The organism is Pseudomonas sp. LB3P81, from assembly GCF_054897965.1.
In genome coordinates, this window is sequence record NZ_JBUBVG010000001.1 from 2813404 (window position 1) to 2838333 (window position 24930).

Annotated in this window: 22 protein-coding genes and 1 riboswitch; of the genes, 6 read left to right on the forward strand and 16 right to left on the reverse strand. The window is 60.2% G+C overall.

From position 1 onward, the window contains the following. Positions 1-16: 16 nt before the first annotated feature. The 8 genes from parC to ACYZTL_RS13040 all read right to left on the reverse strand — a co-directional run bounded on the left by parC (position 17) and on the right by ACYZTL_RS13040 (position 8487). Complete coding sequence (gene parC, locus ACYZTL_RS13005; protein ID WP_461952119.1) at positions 17-2284, reverse strand: DNA topoisomerase IV subunit A; 2268 nt, start codon at positions 2282-2284, stop codon at positions 17-19. Between the two features lie 7 nt (positions 2285-2291). After that, positions 2292-2816: a retropepsin-like aspartic protease family protein gene (locus ACYZTL_RS13010; protein WP_461952120.1), complete on the reverse strand. Its 525-nt coding sequence runs from the start codon at positions 2814-2816 to the stop codon at positions 2292-2294. Next, positions 2813-3802 carry an esterase-like activity of phytase family protein gene (locus tag ACYZTL_RS13015; protein ID WP_461952121.1) on the reverse strand — a complete coding sequence of 330 codons (990 nt, stop codon included), beginning with the start codon at positions 3800-3802 and terminating at the stop codon, positions 2813-2815. Before ACYZTL_RS13015 ends, ACYZTL_RS13010 begins: the two co-directional genes overlap by 4 nt. Then, the gene (parE, locus tag ACYZTL_RS13020) at positions 3802-5706 is read right to left on the reverse strand and encodes a DNA topoisomerase IV subunit B (protein ID WP_461952122.1); all 1905 of its coding nucleotides are present in this window, start codon (positions 5704-5706) and stop codon (positions 3802-3804) included. Before parE ends, ACYZTL_RS13015 begins: the two co-directional genes overlap by 1 nt. A gap of 54 nt (positions 5707-5760) precedes the next feature. Further along, entirely contained in the window at positions 5761-6369 is a 609-nt protein-coding gene (locus ACYZTL_RS13025) for a YqiA/YcfP family alpha/beta fold hydrolase (RefSeq protein WP_461952123.1), read from the reverse strand. Between the two features lie 151 nt (positions 6370-6520). Then, complete coding sequence (gene cpdA, locus ACYZTL_RS13030; RefSeq protein WP_461952124.1) at positions 6521-7336, reverse strand: 3',5'-cyclic-AMP phosphodiesterase; 816 nt, start codon at positions 7334-7336, stop codon at positions 6521-6523. Between the two features lie 90 nt (positions 7337-7426). Then, positions 7427-7879, reverse strand: coding sequence for a DUF1249 domain-containing protein (locus ACYZTL_RS13035; RefSeq protein WP_064675587.1), 453 nt, complete (start codon positions 7877-7879; stop codon positions 7427-7429). After that, the gene (locus ACYZTL_RS13040) at positions 7870-8487 is read right to left on the reverse strand and encodes an NUDIX domain-containing protein (RefSeq protein WP_461952125.1); all 618 of its coding nucleotides are present in this window, start codon (positions 8485-8487) and stop codon (positions 7870-7872) included. The genes ACYZTL_RS13035 and ACYZTL_RS13040 overlap by 10 nt, the downstream gene beginning before the upstream one ends. Before the next feature lie 228 nt (positions 8488-8715). Here ACYZTL_RS13040 and ACYZTL_RS13045 point away from each other — a divergent pair, with 228 nt between their 5' ends. Further along, a complete protein-coding gene (locus ACYZTL_RS13045) occupies positions 8716-9462 on the forward strand; it encodes an RsiV family protein (protein WP_461952126.1) in 747 nt (248 codons plus the stop codon). On the opposite strand, the gene cytX is transcribed toward ACYZTL_RS13045, so the two are convergent. Together cytX and thiC are read right to left on the reverse strand one after the other, a co-directional pair. Next, a complete protein-coding gene (gene cytX, locus ACYZTL_RS13050; protein WP_461952127.1) occupies positions 9431-10723 on the reverse strand; it encodes a putative hydroxymethylpyrimidine transporter CytX in 1293 nt (430 codons plus the stop codon). The genes ACYZTL_RS13045 and cytX overlap by 32 nt on opposite strands. A 217-nt stretch (positions 10724-10940) precedes the next feature. After that, positions 10941-12830: a phosphomethylpyrimidine synthase ThiC gene (gene thiC / locus ACYZTL_RS13055; protein ID WP_461952128.1), complete on the reverse strand. Its 1890-nt coding sequence runs from the start codon at positions 12828-12830 to the stop codon at positions 10941-10943. A gap of 165 nt (positions 12831-12995) precedes the next feature. Further along, positions 12996-13101, reverse strand: a riboswitch (TPP riboswitch). A 196-nt stretch (positions 13102-13297) separates the two neighbouring features. On the opposite strand from thiC, the gene ACYZTL_RS13060 reads away from it, so the two are divergent. Beyond that, the gene (locus tag ACYZTL_RS13060) at positions 13298-14731 is read left to right on the forward strand and encodes a TolC family outer membrane protein (protein ID WP_461952129.1); all 1434 of its coding nucleotides are present in this window, start codon (positions 13298-13300) and stop codon (positions 14729-14731) included. A gap of 97 nt (positions 14732-14828) precedes the next feature. Here ACYZTL_RS13060 and waaA read toward each other — a convergent pair whose 3' ends face one another. Beyond that, a complete protein-coding gene (gene waaA, locus ACYZTL_RS13065) occupies positions 14829-16106 on the reverse strand; it encodes a lipid IV(A) 3-deoxy-D-manno-octulosonic acid transferase (protein ID WP_461952130.1) in 1278 nt (425 codons plus the stop codon). Next, positions 16099-17019: a LysR family transcriptional regulator gene (locus ACYZTL_RS13070; protein ID WP_461952131.1), complete on the reverse strand. Its 921-nt coding sequence runs from the start codon at positions 17017-17019 to the stop codon at positions 16099-16101. The genes waaA and ACYZTL_RS13070 overlap by 8 nt, the downstream gene beginning before the upstream one ends. Positions 17020-17122: 103 nt before the next feature. On the opposite strand from ACYZTL_RS13070, the gene ACYZTL_RS13075 reads away from it, so the two are divergent. From ACYZTL_RS13075 to ACYZTL_RS13090, 4 genes are all read left to right on the forward strand, one after another. Further along, positions 17123-17455 (forward strand): DMT family transporter, encoded by a 333-nt coding sequence (locus tag ACYZTL_RS13075; RefSeq protein WP_008027887.1) that lies wholly within the window; start codon positions 17123-17125, stop codon positions 17453-17455. Positions 17456-17692: 237 nt separating this feature from the next. Further along, positions 17693-18868, forward strand: coding sequence for an NAD(P)/FAD-dependent oxidoreductase (locus tag ACYZTL_RS13080; RefSeq protein ID WP_461952132.1), 1176 nt, complete (start codon positions 17693-17695; stop codon positions 18866-18868). Continuing rightward, a complete protein-coding gene (locus tag ACYZTL_RS13085; protein ID WP_461952133.1) occupies positions 18865-19677 on the forward strand; it encodes an aldo/keto reductase in 813 nt (270 codons plus the stop codon). The genes ACYZTL_RS13080 and ACYZTL_RS13085 overlap by 4 nt, the downstream gene beginning before the upstream one ends. A 33-nt stretch (positions 19678-19710) precedes the next feature. Further along, the gene (locus ACYZTL_RS13090) at positions 19711-20676 is read left to right on the forward strand and encodes a metal ABC transporter ATPase (RefSeq protein WP_461952134.1); all 966 of its coding nucleotides are present in this window, start codon (positions 19711-19713) and stop codon (positions 20674-20676) included. Between the two features lie 12 nt (positions 20677-20688). Here the strand turns inward: ACYZTL_RS13090 and ACYZTL_RS13095 are convergent, their stop codons facing one another. The 4 genes from ACYZTL_RS13095 to hldE all read right to left on the reverse strand — a co-directional run bounded on the left by ACYZTL_RS13095 (position 20689) and on the right by hldE (position 24792). Beyond that, entirely contained in the window at positions 20689-21495 is an 807-nt protein-coding gene (locus ACYZTL_RS13095) for a hypothetical protein (protein WP_461952135.1), read from the reverse strand. A gap of 66 nt (positions 21496-21561) precedes the next feature. After that, positions 21562-22266, reverse strand: coding sequence for a hypothetical protein (locus ACYZTL_RS13100; RefSeq protein ID WP_461952136.1), 705 nt, complete (start codon positions 22264-22266; stop codon positions 21562-21564). Between the two features lie 2 nt (positions 22267-22268). Beyond that, positions 22269-23243, reverse strand: coding sequence for a glycosyltransferase (locus tag ACYZTL_RS13105; RefSeq protein WP_461952137.1), 975 nt, complete (start codon positions 23241-23243; stop codon positions 22269-22271). 127 nt (positions 23244-23370) lie between these two features. Continuing rightward, a complete protein-coding gene (gene hldE / locus ACYZTL_RS13110; RefSeq protein ID WP_461952138.1) occupies positions 23371-24792 on the reverse strand; it encodes a bifunctional D-glycero-beta-D-manno-heptose-7-phosphate kinase/D-glycero-beta-D-manno-heptose 1-phosphate adenylyltransferase HldE in 1422 nt (473 codons plus the stop codon). Positions 24793-24930 lie beyond the last annotated feature (138 nt).

A 24930-nucleotide genomic window follows, 5' to 3' on the forward strand; every position in this document is an offset into this window, starting at 1 on the left:
GAGCGCTCTAGGACGCTTAATTGAGGTTTTCGACGAGTAGCGCATCTACCCTCTGAAAGCCTCGTGGAAGCTTGTTACCACGACGCCCACGCTCACCTTTGTAGTGTTCGAGGTCGTCCGCTCTCAGTGACAACGTACGTTTTCCGGCCTGCAACACCAAGGTGGCGCCTTCCGGCAGCACGGCGATGTCCGTGACATATTCTTCGCGACTGGCCACACGCTCACCGGAAATCCCGATGATCTTGTTGCCTTTGCCCTTACCTAATTGTGGCAGATCGCTGATTTTGAAGATCAGCAGGCGACCTTCGGTGGTCACCGAAGCCAGCCAGTTATTCTCACGATCAGCCACCGGGCGCGGCAGAATGACCTTCGAGTTGTTCGGCAAGCTCAGCAGCGCTTTACCGGCCTTGTTCTTGGCCTGGAAGTCTTCGCCCTTGACCACGAACCCATAACCGGCGTCGGAGGCGATCACGTACAACGAATCGTCTTCCGGCATCAGGACGCATTCAAAGGTCGCCCCTGGCGGCGGCGTCAGACGACCGGTCAACGGCTCGCCCTGGCCTCGGGCCGATGGCAATGTGTGCGAGGCCACCGAATAGCTGCGACCGGTGGAGTCGATAAACACCGCAAACTGGTTGGAACGCCCGGCCGCCAAGGCTTTGAAACCGTCCCCGGCCTTGTAGGAAAGCCCGGTTGCGTCGATTTCATGACCCTTGGCGGAGCGAACCCAGCCTTTTTCCGACAACACGACGCTGACTTTCTCGTTCGGCAGCAGATCGTGCTCGGTCAGGGCCTTGGCTTCGGCGCGCTCGACGATTGGCGAGCGACGGTCGTCGCCGTAGGTTTCGGCGTCCTTGATCAGCTCGGTGCGCACCAATTTTTTCAGCTTGGCTTCGCTGCCCAGCAGGGCTTGCAGCTTGGCTTGTTCCTTGAGCAGTTCATCCTGCTCGGCGCGCAACTTCATCTCTTCCAGTCGCGCCAACTGACGCAAACGGGTGTCGAGAATGTAGTCGGCCTGAATTTCGCTCAGGGCGAAACGCGCGATCAGTGCGGCTTTCGGATGTTCCTCGGTGCGGATGATGTGAATCACTTCATCCAGGTTGAGGTAAGCGATCAACAAACCGTCCAACAGGTGCAGGCGACGCTCGACCTTGTCGAGGCGGAATTGCAGACGACGACGCACGGTCTGCACCCGGAACTCCAGCCATTCCACCAACAGTGCACGCAGGTTCTTCAACTGCGGCTTGCCGTCCAGGCCGATGATGTTGATGTTGACCCGGTAGCTCGACTCCAGCTCGGTGCTGGCGAACAAGTGCTGCATCAACGCGTCGTGGTCAAAGTTTTTCCGTGCACCCGGAATGATCACGATCCGGCACGGGTTTTCGTGGTCGGATTCGTCGCGCAGGTCAGCAATCTGCGGGGCCTTGGACGGTTTGGCCTGCATCATCGCTGCGATCTGCTCCAGCACCTTGGCGCCAGACACTTGATGCGGCAGCGCGGTGACGATGATGTCGCCGTCTTCGATGTGGTACACGGCGCGCATGCGCACCGAACCGCGACCGGTTTCATAGATTTTCAGCAGATCGGCGCGCGGAGTGATGATTTCCGCTTCGGTCGGATAATCCGGCCCTTGAATGTGTTCGCAGAGCTGTTCGACCGTGGCTTTCGGCTCATCGAGCAAACGCACGCACGCTGTCGCGACTTCCCGAAGGTTGTGCGGCGGTACGTCGGTGGCCATGCCCACGGCGATCCCGGTGGTGCCGTTGAGCAGAATGTTCGGCAAACGTGCCGGCAACACCAGCGGTTCGTCGAGGGTGCCGTCGAAGTTCGGGCCCCAGTCCGCGGTGCCCTGGCCCAGTTCGCTGAGCAGCACTTCGGAATAACGCGACAGCCGCGCTTCGGTGTAACGCATGGCGGCGAAGGACTTGGGATCATCCGGCGCACCCCAGTTACCCTGGCCGTCGACCAGCGTGTAGCGGTAGCTGAACGGCTGGGCCATCAGGACCATGGCTTCGTAGCAGGCCGAATCGCCATGCGGGTGGAACTTACCGAGCACGTCACCGACGGTACGCGCCGACTTCTTGTGCTTGGAATCGGCGTCCAGCCCCAACTCGCTCATCGCATAAATGATGCGGCGCTGTACCGGTTTCAGGCCGTCGCCGATATGCGGCAAGGCACGGTCCATGATCACGTACATGGAGTAGTTGAGGTAGGCATTTTCGGTGAAGTCAGCCAGCGACCGGCGTTCTACACCGTCCAGGCTGAGATCAAGGGAGTCGCTCATGCGGGCCTCATCGGTTCGTTGTCTGGCGCAGCAGCATGGTGCCACCGCGCTGGGTAAATTCAAGTTTGTTCAGTGCGCTCATACCGAGCAGCACTTGCTTGCCATCCAGGCCCGGCACGACGATGGCGCGCACATCACGCAGCACAATGTCGCCCAGTTGCAGCCGGTCGACACGGGTTCGATAACCCTCGGTACGACCGTTGGCGGTGCTCAGGGTCACCCCGAAGCCTTGTTCAAGTTTCAGCCGTTCGGCCATTTCTGCCGGGATCGCCACGTCGGTTGCCCCGGTATCCAGCATGAAATCCACCGGCTGGCCGTTGATCTGGCCGCTGGCGACGAAGTGCCCCTGGGTGTTGCTGGCCAGTTTCACTTCAATAAAACCTTCGCCCTGTTCCGAGCTGACGACGACGTTGGGATTGTGCTGACGCTCCTCCCATTGGCCGAAAAACCGCGTCGCCAGAAACAGCGCCGCGCACCAAGCCAGCACCATAAATACCCGACCGGCGCGTTTTCCCGGCGTTTGCGGGGTCATGGTTTGGCGCTCCAGCCACCTTCCGGCGCGGCGAAGCGCCAGACGATGGGGCGATATTCGCCATCAGCACGGGCACCGTCGTTGTTGTCGATACCGACCCACGCCCCGTCAGCGTCCACGATCAGCGCTTCCGTCAGGCCATAGCCCTGCGGATAGCGACGGTTTTCCTGCAACGCCTCGTCGGCAAACGACCAGCAACGCTCGACCTTGGCCGTCACCGCGTCACGGCGGCAAATCTCGAACGCATTGCGCTCAAGGGTAAACAGCTTGCCGTTGAACAAGGACAGATCGGCAAAATCCCGCGACACCGCTCTGGCCTTGGGAAATTTCGCCGGCTGCATTTCCATCCCGGCTTCGCTGAGCAGCACACAGCCGCCATCGCAATCCCAGACAGTTTGCTGGCGCTTGATCAACAGCAGACCACGGCGCTCACGCTCGGCGGCCAACCACAACTGGTCACCCGCCGGATTGATCGCCAGGCCTTCGAACAACGCATTGAAATGCAGCAGCATGCCACTGGCCCGGGCTTCGCGAACCAGCATTGGCGAGATCTTCAGCCAGGACGTCGGACCAACGGGCGGCACTTGCAGCACCGCAGCGTGGGACTCGCTGGCAATGTAGCGATTACCGGCGCTGTCGCAGGTGATGCCTTCGAAATCCAGGTCACCGCCACGTACAAACGACGACGCCCAGGTCCGCGAACGCAGGCCCCAGGGCAAATCGCTGTCCGGCACTGGCGGCACACCGATGCGCACGGTTTCAGCCTGCCAGACCGTGTCGCTGGTTTCGAGGCGGTAGATCTGATCGTCGTCGCGATCGGAAATCGTCCACAAATTCTTGCCACACTGGGCCAGCCCCGACAGGTTGCCACCGCGCATGCCCTCGACGGGATGCTCGGACAACAGGCGCAGCTCCGGTGCCGGTTCGGCAAACGCCGAAACAGAGGTCAGAAGTAACGCACACGCCAGGGCAAAGCCAACCCGCATCAGCCAAGAACCTCGGCCAGGTTGCCTTTGGATTCGAGCCAGGATTTGCGATCACCGGCGCGTTTCTTCGCCAGCAACATGTCCATCATTTCCGAAGTCGCTTCGAAATCGTCCAGGGTCAACTGCACCAGACGCCGGGTGTTCGGGTCCATGGTGGTTTCGCGCAGTTGCGGTGGGTTCATTTCACCCAGACCTTTAAATCGGGTGACTTGCGGTTTACCGCGCTTCTTCTCGGCCACCAGACGATCGAGGATGCCATCGCGCTCGGCTTCGTCGAGGGCGTAATAAATCTCTTTGCCCAAGTCGATACGGTACAGCGGTGGCATCGCGACGTAGACGTGACCGGCATCCACCAGCGGGCGGAAATGCTGGACGAACAGCGCGCACAACAGGGTGGCGATGTGCAGACCGTCGGAGTCGGCGTCGGCGAGGATGCAGATCTTGCCGTAACGCAGCTGGCTCATGTCCGCCGCGCCCGGATCGACACCGATCGCCACGGCGATGTTGTGCACCTCCTGGCTGGCCAGCACTTCGCTGCCGTCGACTTCCCAAGTGTTCAGAATCTTGCCGCGCAACGGCAGGATCGCTTGAAACTCTTTGTCTCGCGCTTGTTTGGCGGAGCCGCCGGCGGAATCACCTTCCACCAGGAACAGCTCGGAACGCATCGGGTCCTGCCCGGCGCAGTCGGCGAGTTTGCCCGGCAATGCCGGGCCCGCCGTGATGCGTTTGCGCTCGACCTTCTTGCTGGCCTTCAGACGACGGCCCGCGTTGTTGATCGCCAGTTCCGCCAGCAGCATGCCGGTTTCCGGGTGGGCGTTGAGCCACAGGCTGAACGCGTCCTTGACCACGCCGGACACGAACGCCGCCGCTTCGCGAGACGACAGACGTTCTTTGGTCTGGCCGGAGAATTGCGGCTCCTGCATTTTCATCGACAGCACAAAGGCGATGCGTTCCCAGACGTCTTCCGGCGCCAGCTTCACGCCGCGCGGCAACAGGCTGCGGAATTCGCAGAATTCGCGCATGGCGTCGAGCAAGCCCTGACGCAAGCCGTTGACGTGCGTACCGCCCTGGGCCGTCGGAATCAGGTTGACGTAGCTTTCCTGTACGCTGTCGCCACCTTCCGGCAACCACAGCAGCGCCCAGTCGACCGCTTCCTTGTTTCCGGCCAGGCTGCCGCAGAACGGCTCGTCCGGCAGGCGTTCGAATACGCTGACCGCGTCGACCAGATAGGAGCGCAGGCCGTCTTCGTAATGCCATTCGACTTTCTCGCCGGTGGCCTTGTCTTCAAAACTGACCAGCAGCCCCGGGCACAGAACGGCCTTGGCCTTGAGTACGTGCTTGAGGCGGCTGATGGAGAATTTCGGTGAATCGAAGTACTTCGGGTCCGGCGCGAAGAACACGCTGGTGCCGGTGTTGCGCTTGCCGACCGTGCCGACCACTTCCAGCTCGGTTTTCTTGTAACCGTCGGCGAAGGTCATCTGGTATTCGTTGCCGTCACGCTTTACGCGCACCCGGACTTCGGTCGACAAGGCGTTGACCACGGAAATACCCACCCCGTGCAGACCGCCGGAGAACTGGTAGTTCTTGTTGGAAAACTTGCCGCCCGCGTGGAGCTTGGTGAGGATCAACTCGACGCCCGACACGCCCTCTTCCGGGTGAATGTCCACCGGCATGCCACGGCCGTCATCGCTGACTTCCAGGGAGTGGTCGGCGTGCAGGATGACCTGCACCGACGTCGCGTGCCCGGCCAAGGCTTCGTCGACGCTGTTGTCGATGACTTCCTGGGCGAGGTGGTTCGGCCGACTGGTGTCGGTGTACATGCCGGGGCGTTTGCGCACCGGGTCGAGGCCCGAGAGGACTTCGATGGCGTCTGCGTTATAAGAGCTAGCGCTGGGAGTGGCCATGGGGTCTCGTCGTCCGCCTGTAAAAAGAGTGTTCTGTGAAAAAGAGGCGATGGTTCACAGTGCAGTGAAATCAATCGCCTGATACAAATCTGCGCCGATGCCGGCAAAACTCAGCATTGCCGGCAATTGCTCGGCAAAACCCTGGAAACTATGGTCGCCACCGGCCTGGATGCGCAAGGCACAAGCCCGGTAATACTGCTGGGCGAGGCGATAATCCAGCGTTTCGTCGCCGGTCTGCAACCACACCTGATACCGCTGCGAATCCCGGGGCGCCGGCACTTCCAGTTCGGCCAGGGCCGTCACGTGGTCGTGGGTCAATTCCCAGGTCTCATCGGTATACAGGTTTTTCTGCGTCCCCAGGTGCCCGTCGAACATCCGGTGTGGACTGACGGCGGGGTTGATCAACAGGGCCTTGAGGCCATGGCGCTCGGCCAGGTGAGTCGCATAGTAGCCGCCGAGTGAGCTGCCGACCAGCAGTGGCCGTCCCAGCTCGGCAATCGCCTGCTCGAGCTGACCGATGGCCTCGCGCGGATGGTGATGCAGGGCCGGAACACGCAATTGATCGCTCAAACCCAGACGTTCCATCACTTCGATCAACTGAGTGGCCTTTTTCGACGAAGGCGCGCTGTTGAAACCGTGGATATAAAGGATCGAACCGGACATTTGAACTCCCTGTGCGTCGGGTAGAAGAAGGCGGAGTTTACTGTAGGAGCTGTCGAGTGCAACGAGGCTGCGATCTTTTGATCTTGCTTTTAAAAAACAAAGTCAAAAGATCGCAGCCTCGTTGCACTCGACAGCTCCTACAGGGGTTGTGTCAGTAGCCGTTGGAACCGTAATCGACCTGAAAGTCGAACCCGGTCACGCGTTCCACGCCGGTTTCGAGTTGACCATCCGGCAAAAGCCGCAACCACCGATACCCCGGCGCCTGCTCACTGACCTTGAAATCCTCACTGCCCGGCTCGAACTGAATGCAGGTCGACGGCGAAGCAATCAGGCGCACATCGTTACGCAATTGATCAATTTCCTGATGCACATGCCCCCAAAGCACGGCACGTACTTGCGGAAATCGATCCAGCACGGCAAACAGCGCCTCGGGATTGCGCAACCCGATCGGCTCCATCCACGCACACCTGATCGACACCGGATGATGGTGGAAACACACCAGGTGATGCCGCTCGGGCGCCTCGCTCAACGAGCGCGCCAGCAATTGCAACTGCTCATCCTGTAAATATCCCGGCACCGAACCGGGCACTGCCGAGTCGAGCAACGTGACACGCCAGTTACCGATATCCACCACGGGTTCCAGTAACGCGCTCTGAACCGCGGCCTCGGCCATGATTTGTAGTTCATCGTGATTGCCGGGAATCCAGCGTGCCGGTGCATCGAGCTGCCGGGTCAGATCGCGAAATTGCTGATAAGACTCCAGCGTCCCGTCCTGAGACAAATCACCGCTGGCAATGATCAGGTCGATCTGCGGCTGTTGCAGCCTGACCAGTTCGATGACTTTTTGCAGGCTGTCGCGCGTATTCATGCCCAGCAACGTACCGTCCGGTTCGGCAAACAGATGACTGTCGGACAGTTGCACCAGCAACGCCGAGTCGGCGGTGGTTAATGTGGATACGCTCGGCAAGGCGTTCTCCCAAGGCTGAATCACGGGATTGGATGAGTGCCGCAATTATGCTGGGGGACGATCAAAAGGGGAAATCTGTGAACCAGACGCTCAACGTACAACGGCGTACTCATGCCCACACGCCAGGCAATGGCTCAGCCACTCCCCCAGAAACATGTTCAGCTGGGCCTTTTCGTCCGGCTGATGCATCGCGGCGTTCGGGTAAGGATAGATGCCGCGAAAGCGTCGCGCATGTTCGGCGCTGACCACTTCAGCCATGCAGGCGTCGTGATAGACCTGCACTTCCAGTTGCGGCACCGGCAGCCACGGCAGGCTGTGTTCCTGACGCACTTGCAGGGTGGTGGTGTAAGGACAGACCTGCAGCACTTCGAGGGCCAGCACGCCGAGCATCTGGTCGCCGTGGGTCACGGCAATGCGCCGCGCCGCCGGTTCGTTGCGCATGTCCGGCAACAGTCGCATCAGGCGCGCGTAGTTGGCCTCGCAAGAGGCTTGCAGCCCCACGAGGTCGACCCTGTAACGATCGCGCAGCTTGTTTACGACCATAACCCCCTCACTTCAACGCGGTTCAATGCCAGCCATTGCAAGGCAATGATGCTGGCCGCGTTGGCAATTCGTCCGTCGCGTACGGCTTGCAGGGCATCATCGAACGCCCAGACCGTAACGCGGATATCTTCTGCTTCTTCCTCCAGCCCATGCAGGCCGCCGACCCCGGTTGTCTCGCAACGCCCCAGGTACAAATGCACGAATTCATTGCTGCCGCCCGGCGATGGAAAATATTTGGTCATCGGCCACAGCGCCCCGAATACAAGCCCAGCTTCCTCCTGCGCTTCGCGGTGAGCAACCTCTTCCGGCACTTCATCCTTGTCGATCAGACCGGCGACCAGTTCGATCAGCCACGGGTTGTCGGTCTTGCCCACGGCACCGACGCGAAACTGCTCGATCAGCACCACTTCGTCGCGCTGTGGATCGTAAGGCAGTACGCAGACGGCATCGTGGCGAACAAACACTTCACGATTGATTTCGCGGCTCATGCCACCGGCGAACAACTCGTGGCGCAGGTGCACACGGTCGAGCTTGTAAAAGCCCTCGTAGCACTTTTCGCGCCGAACGATCTCAACGGCGGTCGGAATGGCGTTGGCAAAATCAGTCATGACTATCCTCTTTACTGCAAATCCGTTACGAGGCTCCTTTTTGTTACTTGCAACCTCGACTTCGCGCCATCCTAACGCGCCCGCGCTGTTTGATGCAGCCCCTTTCCCGTCAGCGGGATGGACGGTGAGGGCTAAACCAACTCTAATTAGCTTAGTGGCGAACTGACTGCTTCGTTGAGAGTCGAAGCGGATAACTTTTCGCCTTTCCCTGTTTTATGAAGGACGCCCATGTCGCTTTTTAAAATCGCCTCCGTGGCCGCAATCGCCCTGACCCTGGGCGCTTGCCAGAGCCTGTTCCAGCCCAACTACCGGGCGCCGCTGGAAACCACCCGCGATGCCGCAGAAACGCTGAAACCGGGTTGCACAACCCCGGATTGCCCACTGGTGAACATCGATACGCTGCGCTTTCCCGCCGAGCCTCAGCTTGACGGCATCGTCGAAAAACGCCTGCTGCAAATGACCCGCACCTCGCCGGACGTCCCGGCGGCACCGACGCTGGCGGCGTATCGCGATGAGTTTTTGCGCACGGCCGGCCCGCGCTACAGCAGTTACCTGCAAGCGAAAGTACGTGAGCAGCATGACGGCTTGGTGATCGTCGAATTTTCCAGCTACCTGGACACCGGCGGTGCCCATGGCACGCCAGGCCGCAGCTTCATCAACTATTCGCGCCAGCAGCATAAAGTGCTGACCTTGTCCGACATGTTGGTGCCGGGGCAGGAAGAGGCGTTCTGGAAAGCGGCGCAGGTGGCGCACAACAGCTGGCTGATCAGCACCAAGCTCGATCAGGAACCGGAGTTCGTGAAGAGCTGGCCGTTCCAGAAAACCCAGAACGTGGCGCTGACCTACGGCGGGGTGATCCTCAAGTACGAAGTGAGCACCATCGCGCCTTACGCGCTGGGCCACGTCGAACTGAAGATCCCTTACCCGCGCCTGAACGGCATTCTCAAGCCCGAGCTGTTTCCCGGCCGTAACTGAAGGCCCGACCGAGCACCAGCTGCAGCAGCCCTGCCAGAATCAACGACGGCAGGGTTGCACCGATGTCCGGATACAGATTGGCCAGCAAGTGATAGGTGCTCACCCCGCCCAACCAGGCGAGCAACGCCGGCCAGCGCAATGCGGCTGACGCCACTTGAGCAGAGCGCTTGCGCAGGATGAAGTGATCCACCAGCACTACGCCGAACAGCGGCGCAAACACCGAACCGATCAACAACAGGAAGTTCTGGTACTGAGCCAACGGCGCCAACAGGGCGATCAGGGTGCAGACCACGCCGATGGCCAATGCCAGGTGCTCGACTTTCAAGCGAAGCAGAATCCCGCTGGATACCGCCGCCGAGTGAATATCGGCAAAGGCTTTTTCCGATTCATCCAACAGAATCAGTAGCAGCGGAATCCCCAGGCCGACTCCTGCCAGCGCCAACAACAAGGCATTCACTTCACCACTTGGCGCGAACGCCAGGGTGTAAGCCACGCCCAAGCTCATCAGCCAGAAATTACCAATGAAGAAGCCGATCGCGGTGCCACCGAAAACGTTTTTCGCACGCTTGCCGAAACGCGAGTAGTCGGCAATCAGCGGCAGCCACGACAGCGGCATCGCGATAGCAATGTCGAAGCCCACAGCGAACGGCATCGAACCATCACCGGCCTGCGCCCACAACGCAGCCAGATCGGCCTTGGTGAACAGGTTCCAGGTCAGCCAGATGCACGCGGCCAGTAGCAACCAGATGCCCCACTTGCGCAGGATCTGTCGCACGAAGGTCAACGGACCGCTGACGGCCAGCAAGGTCGCCAAGGCACCGAAGAACAACGTCCAGAGCAGCGGACTGGAGAACAGACTGCCTTCGCTGAACGCACGGGCGCCGAGCAGGCTGGCAGCGTCGCGCATCACGATGATTTCGAACGAGCCCCAACCGATCAGTTGCAGCAGGTTCAGCACTGCCGGCAGGCTCGCGCCACGCTTGCCGAGGCTGAGTTTGAGCGCGGCCATCGACGACAGGCCGGTGTCGCTGCCAATCACGCCGACGGCGGCCAGCAGCAGAACGCCGACCAGCGTGCCCAGGAAGATCGCCAGCAGCGAGCCGGACAGGCCCAGACCTGGCGCGAGCAGAGCGCCGGTCTGCAAAACCATCAGGCCGATGCCGAGTGAGAACCACAGGGAAAACAGATCGCGGCCGCCGAAGACACGTTTGTCGATTGGCACCGCGATGTCGGGTGAGTAAGTGCTGGGTTGAATGCTCAAGGGGGTTATCTCAGAGGGACATTTGTTGTTGTGTTGACCTACCCGATCCCCTGTGGCGAGGGGATTTATCCCCGTTCGACTGCGAAGCAGTCGCCAACCTGCGAGTGCGGTGTATTTGATACACCGTGGTCATAGGTTGCAGGGCCGCTTCGCGGCCCAACGGGGATAAATCCCCTCGCCACAGGGGTAAGCGGCGCACCTGAGTGCGCCGCTCGGATCAAACCTTCTTGTACAGCTGACTGCCTTCCTGCTTGAACCGCTCAGCCTGTTCCGCCAATCCCTGGGCGACTTCGGCGTCGACGGTTTCGATCCGCTGGTTGGCCGCGTACTCGCGGACTTCCTGGGTGATTTTCATCGAGCAGAATTTCGGCCCGCACATCGAACAGAAATGCGCGACCTTGGCCGAATCCTTCGGCAGCGTCTCATCGTGATACGAACGCGCGGTGTCTGGATCGAGGCCCAGGTTGAACTGGTCTTCCCAACGGAATTCGAAACGCGCCTTGCTCAAGGCATTGTCACGGATCTGCGCGCCCGGATGTCCCTTCGCCAGATCGGCGGCGTGCGCGGCGATCTTGTAAGTGATGATCCCGGTCTTCACGTCATCCTTGTTCGGCAAGCCCAAGTGTTCCTTCGGCGTCACGTAGCAGAGCATGGCGCAACCGAACCAGCCGATCATCGCCGCACCGATACCGGAGGTGATGTGATCGTAGCCCGGCGCAATGTCGGTGGTCAGCGGGCCGAGGGTGTAGAACGGCGCCTCGTCGCAGCACTCGAGCTGCTTGTCCATGTTCTCTTTGATCAACTGCATCGGCACGTGGCCCGGGCCTTCGATCATGCATTGAACATCGTGCTTCCACGCAATCTTGGTCAGTTCGCCGAGGGTTTCCAGCTCACCGAATTGTGCGGCGTCGTTCGCGTCGGCAATCGAGCCCGGACGCAGGCCATCGCCCAGCGAGAAGCTGACGTCGTAGGCCTTCATGATTTCGCAGATGTCTTCGAAATGAGTGTAGAGGAAGTTTTCCTTGTGATGCGCCAGGCACCACTTGGCCATGATCGAACCGCCGCGGGAAACGATACCGGTCACGCGTTTGGCGGTCAGCGGCACGTAGCGCAGCAATACGCCGGCGTGGATGGTGAAATAGTCGACGCCCTGCTCGGCCTGTTCGATCAGCGTGTCGCGGAACAGCTCCCAGGTCAGGTCTTCGGCAGCGCCGCCGACTTTTTCCAGCGCCTGATAAATCGGCACCGTACCGATCGGCACCGGCGAGTTGCGGATGATCCACTCGCGGGTTTCGTGAATGTGCTTGCCGGTGGACAGGTCCATGACCGTGTCCGAACCCCAGCGAATGCCCCAGGTCAGTTTCGCCACTTCTTCTTCGATGGACGAACCCAAAGCACTGTTGCCGATGTTGCCGTTGATCTTCACCAGGAAGTTACGGCCGATGATCATCGGTTCCAGTTCGGTGTGGTTGATGTTGGCCGGAATGATCGCGCGACCACGGGCGATCTCGTCACGGACAAATTCGGGGGTGATGATTTTCGGCACGCTGGCGCCGAAGCTGTGACCGGCGTGTTGCTGGTCCAGCAGGCCAGCGGCGCGGGCCACTTCGAGCTTCATGTTTTCGCGGATGGCGACGTATTCCATCTCGGCGGTGATGATGCCTTTGCGGGCGTAGTGCATCTGGCTAACGTTGGCCCCGGCCTTGGCGCGGCGCGGGTTGTTGACGTGAGCGAAACGCAGTTTGGTCAGCTCGGCATCGGCGAGGCGCTCCTGGCCGAAATTCGAACTCAGGCCAGGCAGGCGCTCGGTGTCGCCACGGGATTCGATCCACGGCGAACGCACATCGGCCAGGCCTTTGCGCACGTCGATGATGACGTCGGGATCGGTATAGGGGCCGGAAGTGTCGTACACCACCACAGGCGCGTTGATCTCGCCGCCGAAGTCGGTCGGGGTCACATCGAGGCTGATTTCGCGCATCGGCACGAGGATGTCCGGACGAGAGCCCTGAACATAGATTTTTTGCGAGCGGGTAAACGGCTGAACCGACTGTTGATCGACTTGGGCCGAGTCACTCAGGTTCGTAGTGTTTTTTAGTTTTATCGTCATCACGGGCTCTCCAGACATAATCCAGGCAGTGGATTTTTTGTCGGAGCGAACCTGTAAACGAATGGACGCACGAGCGCTGGGAAAACCAGCCGTGCTGTGCTCAGTGCTCGAGGGGTGTTCGATTGTCGAACAACATCCCGGACGAAGCACAAGAGGACTCGCCGGGTGACGAGAAATCTTGTTCCCTACGCAGGCGCTAACCTGATCAGGTTCAACGGGATCCGAAATTATTCGATCTCAGCCTCATATCAAGGCACCCCGACAAGAACCCGGCCAGTCTAGACACAAGTGGCAAAGAACGCCAACACCGCGGTAAACACCATGATGAATGGCGTAATTACAGGATTGTTGCCGTACGTATGCGCAACTACACTCGCTACGCCGTACCGCGCCTTGACGCTGTACGGGCCGCGCCGTACCTTGGCGCCTAAATTATCAGCGTCATATCAATTTCTAGGGATCGCCTCATGCTGCGCAAACTCTCACTGGCCGTTGCCGTGTCTTGTGCGTCCAATGGAATGGCCTGGGCAGCAGAAGCGCCCTTATCGACAAACTCTGATCTGGTCAGCGTCTATCAGGAAGCGGTGGACAACAATGCCGACCTGGCCGCTGCCCGCGCCCAGTACGGCGCCCAGAAAGAAGTCGTGCCCCAGGCCCGCGCCGGCCTGCTGCCGAATATCTCGGGTGGCGCCCAGTTGGCCAACGTGCACACCGACATCGATCAACCGGCGGCCGTCGCCAACCGCAGCGCCAATTCCTGGCAGGCAACGTTGGCTCAGCCGCTGTTTCGCGCTGATCGCTGGTTCCAGTATCAGGCCGCCAAGGACGTCAATGAGCAGGCCGCGCTGCAACTTTCGGCAACCGAGCAAAACCTGATTCTGCAAACCGCTGAAAACTACTTCAACGTGCTGCGCAGCCAGGACAATCTGGCCTCGACCAAGGCTGAGGAAGCGGCGTTCAAACGCCAACTCGATCAATCCAATGAACGCTTCGATGTCGGCCTGTCGGACAAGACCGACGTGCTGCAATCGCAGGCCAGTTACGACACGGCACGGGCCAACCGGATCGTTGCCCAGCGTCAGGTGGATGATGCGTTCGAAGCGTTGATCACCCTGACCAACCGTCAGTACAACTCGATTCAGGGCATCGTCCACACCTTGCCGATCCTGCCACCGGCGCCGAACGACGCCAAGGCCTGGGTCGACACCGCCGCCAAACAGAACCTGAATCTGCTGGCCAGCAACTACGCGGTCAGCGCCGCAGAAGAAACCCTGAAGCAGCGCAAGGCTGGCCACGCACCGACCGTGGACGCGGTAGCGAAGTACGAAAAAGGTGATAACGACGCCTTGGGTTTCAGCAACCCGAACGGCTTCGGCCAGCCGTATGGTGGCCCCGTCGAGCAACGCACGCTGGCGCTGCAATTGAACATTCCGATCTATAGCGGTGGTCTCACCAGTTCACAGGTTCGCGAGTCTTACTCGCGCCTGGATCAGACTGAACAACAGCGTGAAGGCCTGCGTCGGCAAGTGGTGGAAAACACCCGCAACCTGCACCGCGCGGTGAACACCGATGTGGAGCAAGTGCAGGCGCGCAAGCAGTCGATAATCTCCAACCAGAGCGCGGTGGAAGCGACCGAAATCGGTTATCAGGTAGGCACGCGAAACATCGTCGATGTGCTGGATGCCCAACGTCAGCTGTACACCTCGGTGCGCAATTACAACAACACCCGCTACGACTACATCCTCGACAACCTGCGCTTGAAGCAAGCTGCGGGTACGTTGAATCCGGGGGATTTGCAGGATTTGAAGCGCTATCTCAAGGCTGACTACAATCCGGACAAGGATTTCCTGCCGCCGGATCTGGCGAAGGCTGCGGCGGAGCAACTTAAAGCCCGCCCTTAAAAGCAAAAGATCGCAGCCTTCGGCAGCTCCTACAGGGAAATGCATTCCAAAGCAGGAGTTGCCGCAGGCTGCGGTCTTTTATTTCAGGCGACGCAGTCTAACGATCGATCAACCGCCCCAACCCATCCAGCAACCGCTGCAACGCGCCCTGATTGGTGCGCATCACTTTCAACCCGGCCTCCGCCATTCGCTGCGCATCGCGCGGCAACTCGAACAGTCGCTGCACCGCCAGCGCCAGACCTTCGGCATCCTCCACTTCCTGCAACGCTCCGGCGCTGCGCAACTGCGCGGCGATTTCGAGGAAGTTGAACAGGTGCGGCCCACTCAGCACCGGTTTCGCCAGGGCGGCGGGCTCCAGCAAGTTATGGCCACCGTTCGGCACCAGACTGCCGCCGACAAAAGCGCTGTCGGCCAGGGCGTACAGAAACAGCAGCTCGCCCATAGTGTCGCCGAGCAACACCGAAGTCCCTGCGGTCACCGGTTCGCCGGTGGAACGACGGACCGTGGCGAAGCCCTGTTGCTTGCACAGGTCGAACACCGAATTGAATCGCTCCGGATGACGAGGCACCAGAATCAGCAACGCATCGGGATGACCGGCAAGCAACTGGCGATGCGCCGCCAGCACCACTTCATCTTCACCGTCGTGAGTACTGGCGGCGATCCACACCGGACGCTCCTGAGCCTGCCATTGCCCGCGCAACTCGGTGGCACGCTGGAGCAGGGCCGGGTCGATGGTCAGGTCGAACTTGATCGAACCGGTCACCTCGACGGTGTCCGGACGCGCACCAAGATCACGGAAGCGCTGGGCCTCGGCTTCGGTCTGCACCGCGAACAGGCTCATCTCGGCGAGCATCGGCTGGGTCAGCTTGCCGAAACGGCCATAGCCTTTGGCCGAACGCTCGGACAGTCGCGCGTTGGCCAATGCCACGGGGATCCCGCGTTTGGCGCACTGGTGGATGTGGTTGGGCCAGAGTTCGGTTTCCATGATCACCGCCAGCGTTGGCTGGACCCGATCAAGAAATCGCGCCGCGGCGCACGGTAGGTCGTAAGGCAAATAACAGTGCTGGATGCGCGGCTCGTTGGCGAACAATGCGTGGATGCGTTCGGACCCGGTCGGCGTCATGCAGGTCACGGTGATCGGCAGCGCCGGATAGCGCTGCAACAACGCGCGAATCATCGGCGCCGCCGCAATGCTTTCGCCTACGGACACCGCGTGCACCCAGATGCCGCCCGGCTTCATCGCCGGCAGCCCGAGGGAGAAACGCTCGCCGATGCGTTTGGCATACGCCGGCGCCTTGCGCGAGCGCAGCCACAGCCGAATCGCTACCAGTGGCAGCCCCAGGTAAAACAGCGCGGTGTAGAGAGTTCTATTCATGGCGGCGGAGTTTATCGGTTTTTTCGCCGATCGCCTGCAAGTGCACGGCAAAACGTTCCGCCAGCCAACGGGCTGCCGGGCCGAGCGGTTCGTCACGGCGCCAGACCAGTTCCACCACCAGCGCCGGCGGTGTCCATTCGCTGACCAGTTCGACGATCTGCCGGTGATACCCCGAATACTGAACGACGTTGCGCGGCAACCACGCCCAGCCGAGGCCGCGCATCAGCAATTCAGCAATGACGTAAAAGCTGTCGGCCCGCCAGACCTGAGGGCTGGCGGGCTCGCTGCCGGGGTAAACGCTGGATTGGGCAGCCATCAGCAATTGTCGATGTTGGGCCAGTTGCTGGCAGTTGACCTCCTTCAACACCGCCAGCGGATGACCAACCCCGCAGACCGTGACCATTTCGATGCTGCCCAGCACCCGCCGCTCCAGCGCTTCGGGAATCTGCTCGTGGTAGAACAACAGTCCGAGGTCGGCACGGCGCTCCAACAGTTTTCGCGCCACATCGCCTTGGGTGCCGTTGGACAATTGCACTTCCAGGCTGGGGAACTGCTCGGCCAGTGCATCAAGACTGTCGATGACCGGTTGAAAAGGCATGGCCTCATCCTGCGCCAACCGGATACGCGCCTCCTGCCCGCGCATCATCGCCAGCGCCCGGCCGTTAAGGCGCTCGCACTGGCGCAGAACTTCCCGGGCCTCCTCCAGCAAGGCACTGCCAGCCTCGGTGAGTTTTGGCTGACGACCGCTGCTGCGGTCGAACAGGCTCATGCCCAAGTCTTCTTCCAGCAACGCAATCGAGCTGCTGACCGCCGACTGCGCCTTGCGCTGATCCCGCGCCACGGCGGAAAACGAGCGCTGCTCCGCTACGCTGACAAACAAGCGCAGCTGTTCCAGATTCCATTGCGTGTTCATGGGCAAACCCATCTTCAGGACAGATAGGTAATGACTTTACCGCATCTGGAGAATCACTAGAATGCCGACCTCAGAAAGCAACACTTCACACGAGGACGCACCCATGACCGCTTACTACTACCTGGCCATTGCCATCTGCGCCGAAGTGATCGCGACTGTTTCGATGAAAGCCGTCAAAGGCTTCAGCACGCCGCTGCCGCTGATTCTGGTGATCGTCGGCTACGGCATCGCCTTCTGGATGCTGACGCTGGTGGTGCGCAGCGTACCGGTGGGTGTGGCTTACGCGGTGTGGGCTGGCATGGGGATCGTAATGGTCAGCGTGGCGGCGCTGTTTATCTACGGGCAGAAACTCGATGTGCCGGCGATGCTGGGGATGGCGTTGATTGTGCTGGGCGTTGTAGTCATCCAGCTGTTCTCCAAAACCGCCGGGCACTAACTGAACATACAAAACCCCTGTGGCGAGGGAGCTTGCTCCCGCTCGGCTGCGAAGCAGTCGCAAATGCCTGATACGGTTTATCTAAGTTACCGCGGCGCCAGGTTTTGGGGCCGCTTCGCGACCCAGCGAGAGCAAGCTCCCTCGCCACAGATTTGCTTGCGCCCGTATTTATCCGGCAAATCCCCTGCGCATCGAGTCTGTATACTGCGCCCTCGTCTTGATCACTGAGGTCGCCGCATGCCATCCGTTATTTCCACCGACGTTCTGATTGTCGGCGCTGGTGTCGCCGGCCTCTGGCTGAATGCGCGACTGCGCCGCCAGGGTTTTTCGACCGTGCTGGTGGAAAGCGCCAGCCTTGGCGGCGGGCAGAGCGTCAAGTCCCAGGGCATCATCCATGGCGGCGCCAAGTACGCGCTGCATGGCGCCCTGACCGGCGCTTCGGAAGCCATCGCCGACATGCCGCGTCGCTGGCGTGAAGCCTTGGCCGGCGACGGCGAGCTGGACCTGTCCGGCGTGCGTCTGTTGTCCGAAGCCCACTACCTCTGGTCTCCCGGCACGATCGCCGGCAACCTCACCAGTTTCTTCGCCAGCAAAGCCGTGCGTGGCCGCGTCGACCAGGTCAAGGGCGATCAACTGCCGCCGGCCCTGCAGGACAAGCGCTTCAAGGGCAAGGTCTATCGCCTGGCGGAACTCGTGATCGACGTACCGAGCCTGATCCAACGCCTGGCCGATCTGGCGGGTGATGGCTTGCTCGCCGGTCAGAACATCGAACCGTTCCTGGAAGGTGGCGTTCTGGTGGGCCTGAAGGTCGACGGGCGCGAGATCCGCGCCCAGCGCATCGTCTTGAGCGCCGGCGCCGGCACGGCGGCGTTGCTCGAAGCGCTGGGCCTCAGCCACCCCGCCATGCAGCGCCGACCGTTGCACATGATCATCGCCAAAGGCCCAAGCCTCAAACCGCTGTACGCCCACTGCCTCGGCGGCGGCACCAAACCGCGCATCACCGTCACGACCCATCCGGCCGCGGATGGCCAATGGGTCTGGTACTTGGGCGGCGACATTGCCGAAGCCGAAGGTGTTGCCCGCGAACCTGCCGAGCAAATTGCTACCGCGCAGAAAGAGCTCGGCCAGTTGCTGCCATGGATCGACCTGAGCACCGTGCAATGGGCGACCTTGCGCGTGGACCGCGCCGAGCCGCTGCAATCGGGCCTGACCCGTCCGGACAACGCATTCCTCGCCGAAGAAGGCCGGCTGCTGGTCGGCTGGCCAACCAAACTGGCCCTGGCACCGGACTTCGCCGACCGAGTGATCAACGCCTTGCAACGTGACGGCATCCAGCCGGGCCATCCGGCGCCGCTGCCCGAATTGCCGAAACCACCCATGGGCGTCCCGGCCTGGGAGCAACTGCTGCCATGAGCCAACCGACCCTGCACGAACTGCATCGCCCATTGGGCAGCACCGGCCTGATGGTTTCGCCTCTGGGTCTGGGCACGGTCAAACTCGGCCGCGACCAAGGCGTGAAATACCCCAACGGCTTTCAGATTCCCGGCGATGACGAAGCGCGCATGCTGCTCAAACTCGCCCGCGACCTGGGTATCAACCTGATTGACACCGCCCCGGCCTATGGCCACAGCGAAGAACGCCTCGGCCCGTTGTTGCGAGGGCAGCGTCAGGATTGGGTGATCGTCAGCAAGGTCGGCGAAGAGTTTGCCAACGGTCAGTCCCGCCATGATTTCAGCGCCGCGCATACTCGCCTCTCGGTGGAACGCAGCCTGCAACGTCTGGAAACGGATTATATCGATCTGGTGCTGGTGCATTCCGACGGCAACGACCTGGCGATCCTTAACGACAGCGAAGTCTACGCGACCCTCGCCGCGCTCAAGGCCGAAGGCAAGATTCGCGGCTATGGTTTCTCCGGTAAAACGGTCGAAGGCGGTTTGAAGGCTCTGGAGCAAGGTGATTGCGCGATGGTCACCTACAATCTGAACGAGCAGAACGAGAAGCCGGTCATTGACTATGCTGCTGCACACGGCAAAGCCATCCTGGTCAAAAAAGCCCTGGCCAGCGGGCATGTCTGCCTGAGCCCGGGCGTGGACCCGGTGCGCGCCAGCTTCGAGTTGTTGTTTGAACACCCGGGTGTGGCCAGTGCTATTGTCGGGACCATCAATCCGCTGCACCTCGCCCACAACGTCGCGACCGTTGCCCAGGTCCTACGTAGCAACTGATGCCGCCCCACGCGGCCTTAAGCAGGAGCCGACATGCCGCGTACGCTCATTAGAAAGAACCCGAGCAACTTCAAGACCCTGCCGTTATTCGTCGAAGCGACTCCCGAAGGCTTGAGCTATCAGAGCGTCGGGATGCCGCTCAATTTTTCCCAGACCCTGCAACGTCGCCGCCCGGTGACTGTGGCTGACAACGAGCGATTCGCGCTGGAACTGGCCAACCTCGGGGTCTCGGTGCGCCTGACCCTGCATTGGCAGAATCGCGACTACTGGGTGCTGGTACGCCAGCGCCGACAGGACCGTGGTGACGTGGTGCTCAAACTGATCTCCGGTTACGTGCCGGCCCACGAGCTGAACCTGCCGCTGCACACGGCGATTCAGGAGATAGCCGAAGAGTGCCTGCTGGAAACGCCGGAAGGCTGGCTCGGTGGACGTTTCAACGACACATGGCTGCCAGCACCCTACTCGTCTGCGCTGCACTATCGCGAGGCCTTGCCGTTTCGCCTCACCCCGTTTTCCGGCGCGGCGCGGCCGGTGCGTTGCGCCAACATGCAGTTGATCGAGCGTCCGCAGGCTTACGTGCACCTGCCGACAGCGTCGCTGCAATTGATCTATGACTTGCGTCTAGACGTGCCCAGGGAAGCCAAGTCCCTGAGCCTGTTTCATGTCGACGAACGACTGGAAGGCGACCAGCTGGTGGCCCGGCTTGATCGCAAACGCCCGGATCTGTACTTGATGCCTCTGAAAGAGGGCGTACCGCTTCCCGAGTTGTACACGCTCAAGCGCGACAAACTTATACCCGCCAGTACCCGTGGACTTTATCTGGCGGAGAGTTTTGCTCTCCAGGACGGCTGGACAGTCCGCGAGGAACGTATTCGCTGGAAGGACTGGGTTGCACAACAAGGGCTGGAAGTACCAAAGGCCCCGCGACGGGCCCTGAAGAAACTGAGCGTCAAGGCCCTGCGGCTGGTGCGGTTGGTTCGGGGAAGTTTGCGCAAGTAAGTCAGGTTCGATCTAGCCTGCTCGTTGCTTGTCCATAAAGGTGCGTAACTGCGCAAAAAGATGGAAGTAGCGATTCTCGCGCTTGCCCATGCCGCGTTTTGGGGAGAACGATTCTTCGGCAAAGGCGCCGGTGATACGAACACGCGAAGCCTTGGTGTCCATGGTGCAGATCTTTGCCCCTGCCTGTTGCAGTGCAAATTTGAGCAGCCGCTCGGAGTGCAACTTCCTCCCCGTCACTTTACTGAAATCAAAAATGCGCTCGATCCTTTTGCCGTACGCGACGTATGTGTCACGACCACAAATGGCAAAACGATCATTCAGCCCGCCCCACCACTGCCAGTCGGGAATGTAGGTATTGAGCCGCCGGGCTTCGGCATGCTTGAACACATAAGCGGGAAGCGGTGAGTGAAAGAAATTGTCCGGCCGCACGTAGACGACGAAATCGGGATTGAAAGACTCCATCATGGTCGTGACCGTATGCAGCGAATTGAGTTGATAGATCAGGTTTCTGAGTGAGGCGTAATCATCAGCCCAGGTATCGCCCAGCGCTTTCACTTGTTCAAAGTTCCAGCGCTCCAACACACCCTCGGCCGAGGTCAGTTGCCCGGTCATGGTTTCGAAGGGCGCGTAGTTGTCAGCCTTCAGCTCACCTTGTTCACCCGAGCGCGAGTTCTGGACTTCGTCGATTTTATACAGATGATAAAAGCACTTTACGTTGCTGTCGGAAGGAAGCAGCGCAAGGACGTTTTCTTGAATGGAAGGAAAGCAGATTTGCGAATTTCTCGGGATACCAAAGAAAGCCACCGCAATATTCAACACTCGACAGCACCCCTTGAAAAGTTATCGGGCTCATCTTGCGGCGCCCCGCTGGCAACCGGCGACAAGTCATCCGCGTCGAAACAACTTCTGCCACCAACGGCGACGCCGCAGAGGTATCACGATGACGTCTGATTTTTGCAACCAGTCCCGCTCATAATCCCAGGCATGTCCGCCCCAGCGTTTACCCGCCTCGTTGGAAAAACCCAACGTCATGAGTTGGTAGTCATATCCCGCTTGTCCGCGAATCCAGTCGAACAACACCAGCGCATTGAAGCCGGTGGTAGGTCCGACATAACGTTTACCGCCCGGGCGATCCACCGGGTAGTTCCACAATGCCGGCAACGGGATACGCTCCCAAAAAAGCGCCACCTCCGGCAAGGGGCACATGGCCCCGGTGCATCCCACTAACATCGTGAAACACCGCGCGTCAGTCTGCGCGAAAAGCCGCTGCACTTCAGGCCCGTAGGGAAGACCAAAAAAGTAGGCGTCCGGTGCATTGAACCCATGCACGAAGAGATTAACGCTTTGCGGGCAAAGCAGCGTCGCCAGGACACAGTTGTTGAAGCTGACGACGACATCATCGGTGCCGATATTCAGCGCCTGGAAATCGTCCCGGGTAATGGCTGGATTGTTGGCAACCAGCAGAACCCGGGCAGCCCTGCGCAGGCATTCCTTCAGCGCCTGCGGTAGCCCGCCGGGAACAGACTGATGACCACCGGGCAGCGCATCCAGCGCCATCAGCTCCTCGGCTTGAGGCGGGTGATTTTCCATGGCTACTCGCGAACCTGCATACCGTAACGCACCTTTACCCACAGGCGAGTGAACGCTGAAGGTGGTTGCCAGGGACGCATTTCACGCTGAATCTCGGCTGCGAGTGCGCGACCCACACGAGCAAAGGAATACTGGCTCTCGGCGAATGCCTGCCCGTTACTGGCGATACGAGCCGTCAGCAACGGGTCACTCTGCAACAACTGGAGTTTTTCCACGGCCTCATCTTCGGAGCGATAGAAAACCGTATTGTGCATATCCCGGAAGCCCAGCAATTGGTCTTCCTCACCCTGACTCCAGGCCAGCAATACACAGCCGCAGGCCATCGCTTCAAAGTTCTTGATCATGAATTCATTCATGCCGATATCGGCACTCACAAAAATCTTGATGCGATTGAGCATTTCCAGATATTCGGCGCCCGACCGGGTGCGGCCCACCAAAAGGCCGGTACGCCGGGAAAGGGATTCCAGAAGCGTCCTGCGCTGCGCGTATTCAGTACTTTTCAAACTGCCCAGAAAGGCTACCGTGATGTCCCGAACACCGCCGGTGTTATGCAGCATTTGTTCGTCATATCCCTTCGAAACGAACACTGCATCAATGTTTTCAGCCTGCATCCGACGCGCAACGACAGCCCCGGAAACCAGTACGCGAGAACTTGGCAGACGACTGTATAGACGCGAGTAAACCCGCAGGTATTTACTCTCGGGCATGTAATTCTGATAAGCATCATGCTCAAGAAAAACCAGGCCGGGAATACATTTCAGGACCCTTAGTTGAGGGACGAGGCGCTTGACCCTGGAGAAGATCACGACCCGGTCAAAGTTCTGGTAATTGACGGAGGCGAGAAACGGACCTAACTTGATTTGCTGCTTTTTGCTCAGGCGATAAACGACACACTCGTCGCAGCTCCGCTGCACGATTTCATACAGACGATCCAGAATCACGCGCTGCTCGTCCATCACCAGGAGCATGACTTTCATAAATCATTTACCACGAGACAAAGCAAGCAAGTGCATTGGGTCATACCCGTCAACATCCTCGTAAACGGTTATAAGCTCACGATAAAACCCGTTCATACGCAGTATGAAACGGGCCTCATTAATCTCATCAATGGCCGCGAATCTTCTCGACAATCGCTGTTGTCGAGCTGTTTTCAACCAACCCCAGCACCTTCACGGTGCCGCCGTAAGCCGTCACGATGTCTGCACCCACCACTTGATCGATTCCGTAATCGCCCCCCTTTACCAGCACGTCCGGCTTGACTTCGCGCAGCAGGTTTTCAGGAGTGCCTTCGGGGAAGCTGATCACCCAATCCACCGCACCCAGCCCCGCCAGCACGGCCATGCGACGGTCTACACTGTTGATCGGACGTCCCGGCCCTTTCAGACGGCTTACCGATGCATCGTCGTTGACCGCGACGATCAAACGATCCCCTTGGGCCCGCGCCTGCTCGAGGTAGGTCACATGACCGGCATGCAGGATGTCGAAACAACCGTTAGTGAAGACGATCTTTTCTTTGTGCGCACGCGCATCGTCAACCGCCAGCAGCAACTGCTCCAGACCCAGCACACCGCGCTCGGAACCTTCCTCACGCTGAATGGCACGCCGCAGCTCCGGAGCGCTGATGGCCGCCGTGCCGAGCTTGCCGACCACGATGCCGGCCGCCAGGTTGGCCAACGCCACCGCGTGGGGCAATTCTTCGCCAGCAGCGATCGCAGCCGCCAGGGTGGAAATCACCGTGTCGCCGGCACCGGTCACGTCGAACACTTCCCGCGCGCGGGCGGGCAAGTGCAATGCAGGATGGTCCGGGCGCAACAAGGTCATGCCATGCTCGCCACGTGTCACCAGCAAAGCGCCGAGGTCCAGGTCGTGCATCAGTTGCGCGCCCTTGCTCACCAGTTCGTGCTCATCGGCGCAACCGCCGACGATCGTTTCGAATTCGCTGAGGTTCGGGGTAATCAGACTCGCCCCCCGGTAGATCGAGAAATCCTTGCCCTTGGGATCGGCCAGCACCGGAATACCACGGGCACGGGCAGCCTGGATCAGCACCTGATGATTTTTCAGCGCGCCTTTGCCGTAGTCGGACAGCACCAGCACCTTGATGCCTTCAAGCAACTCGTCAACTTGCTCGCCCAGCGCCAGGGCGTCGGTGGCAAAGGGTTCTTCGAAGTCGATACGCAGCAACTGCTGATGACGACTCATGACCCGCAACTTGACGATGGTCGGCTGGTGCGCAATACGCTGGAACAGTGCGCGCACACCCGCCCCCTTGAGGCTATTGGCCAGGCTGTCGGCAGCCTCGTCGTCGCCGGTCACACCGACCAGCGAGGCCGGCGCGCCGAGCGCGGCAATGTTCAGGGCAACGTTAGCGGCACCGCCCGGGCGGTCCTCGATTTGCTCGACCTTGACCACCGGTACCGGCGCCTCAGGGGAAATCCGTGAGGTACCACCATGCCAGTAGCGGTCGAGCATGACATCGCCGACCACCAATACAGGGGCTTGATCGAATCGCGGCATGGACAACTTCATGGAGCAACCCACATACAAAATGAACAAGGGCGGGATATTAGCACAGGGATTGCGCGGGGCTTGCGCATGGCATGAAGGAGGGTGCCAAAAGCAAAAAAATCGCAGCCTGTGCAAGTTCGAAAACTTCAGACTGCGACT

What these genes read in the sequence shown, in the direction of transcription:
- waaA (WP_461952130.1), bottom strand. Translation starts at nt 16,106, where the DNA reads ATGAATAGAACTCTCTACACCGCGCTGTTTTACCTGGGGCTGCCACTG.
- thiC (WP_461952128.1), bottom strand. Translation starts at nt 12,830, where the DNA reads ATGACGATAAAACTAAAAAACACTACGAACCTGAGTGACTCGGCCCAA.
- parE (WP_461952122.1), bottom strand. Translation starts at nt 5,706, where the DNA reads ATGGCCACTCCCAGCGCTAGCTCTTATAACGCAGACGCCATCGAAGTC.
- ACYZTL_RS13025 (WP_461952123.1), bottom strand. Translation starts at nt 6,369, where the DNA reads ATGTCCGGTTCGATCCTTTATATCCACGGTTTCAACAGCGCGCCTTCG.
- ACYZTL_RS13060 (WP_461952129.1), top strand. Translation starts at nt 13,298, where the DNA reads ATGCTGCGCAAACTCTCACTGGCCGTTGCCGTGTCTTGTGCGTCCAAT.
- ACYZTL_RS13080 (WP_461952132.1), top strand. Translation starts at nt 17,693, where the DNA reads ATGCCATCCGTTATTTCCACCGACGTTCTGATTGTCGGCGCTGGTGTC.
- ACYZTL_RS13010 (WP_461952120.1), bottom strand. Translation starts at nt 2,816, where the DNA reads ATGACCCCGCAAACGCCGGGAAAACGCGCCGGTCGGGTATTTATGGTG.
- ACYZTL_RS13085 (WP_461952133.1), top strand. Translation starts at nt 18,865, where the DNA reads ATGAGCCAACCGACCCTGCACGAACTGCATCGCCCATTGGGCAGCACC.
- ACYZTL_RS13045 (WP_461952126.1), top strand. Translation starts at nt 8,716, where the DNA reads ATGTCGCTTTTTAAAATCGCCTCCGTGGCCGCAATCGCCCTGACCCTG.
- ACYZTL_RS13075 (WP_008027887.1), top strand. Translation starts at nt 17,123, where the DNA reads ATGACCGCTTACTACTACCTGGCCATTGCCATCTGCGCCGAAGTGATC.
- ACYZTL_RS13100 (WP_461952136.1), bottom strand. Translation starts at nt 22,266, where the DNA reads ATGGAAAATCACCCGCCTCAAGCCGAGGAGCTGATGGCGCTGGATGCG.
- ACYZTL_RS13040 (WP_461952125.1), bottom strand. Translation starts at nt 8,487, where the DNA reads ATGACTGATTTTGCCAACGCCATTCCGACCGCCGTTGAGATCGTTCGG.
- ACYZTL_RS13090 (WP_461952134.1), top strand. Translation starts at nt 19,711, where the DNA reads ATGCCGCGTACGCTCATTAGAAAGAACCCGAGCAACTTCAAGACCCTG.
- ACYZTL_RS13070 (WP_461952131.1), bottom strand. Translation starts at nt 17,019, where the DNA reads ATGAACACGCAATGGAATCTGGAACAGCTGCGCTTGTTTGTCAGCGTA.
- ACYZTL_RS13015 (WP_461952121.1), bottom strand. Translation starts at nt 3,802, where the DNA reads ATGCGGGTTGGCTTTGCCCTGGCGTGTGCGTTACTTCTGACCTCTGTT.
- hldE (WP_461952138.1), bottom strand. Translation starts at nt 24,792, where the DNA reads ATGAAGTTGTCCATGCCGCGATTCGATCAAGCCCCTGTATTGGTGGTC.
- parC (WP_461952119.1), bottom strand. Translation starts at nt 2,284, where the DNA reads ATGAGCGACTCCCTTGATCTCAGCCTGGACGGTGTAGAACGCCGGTCG.
- ACYZTL_RS13035 (WP_064675587.1), bottom strand. Translation starts at nt 7,879, where the DNA reads ATGGTCGTAAACAAGCTGCGCGATCGTTACAGGGTCGACCTCGTGGGG.
- ACYZTL_RS13105 (WP_461952137.1), bottom strand. Translation starts at nt 23,243, where the DNA reads ATGAAAGTCATGCTCCTGGTGATGGACGAGCAGCGCGTGATTCTGGAT.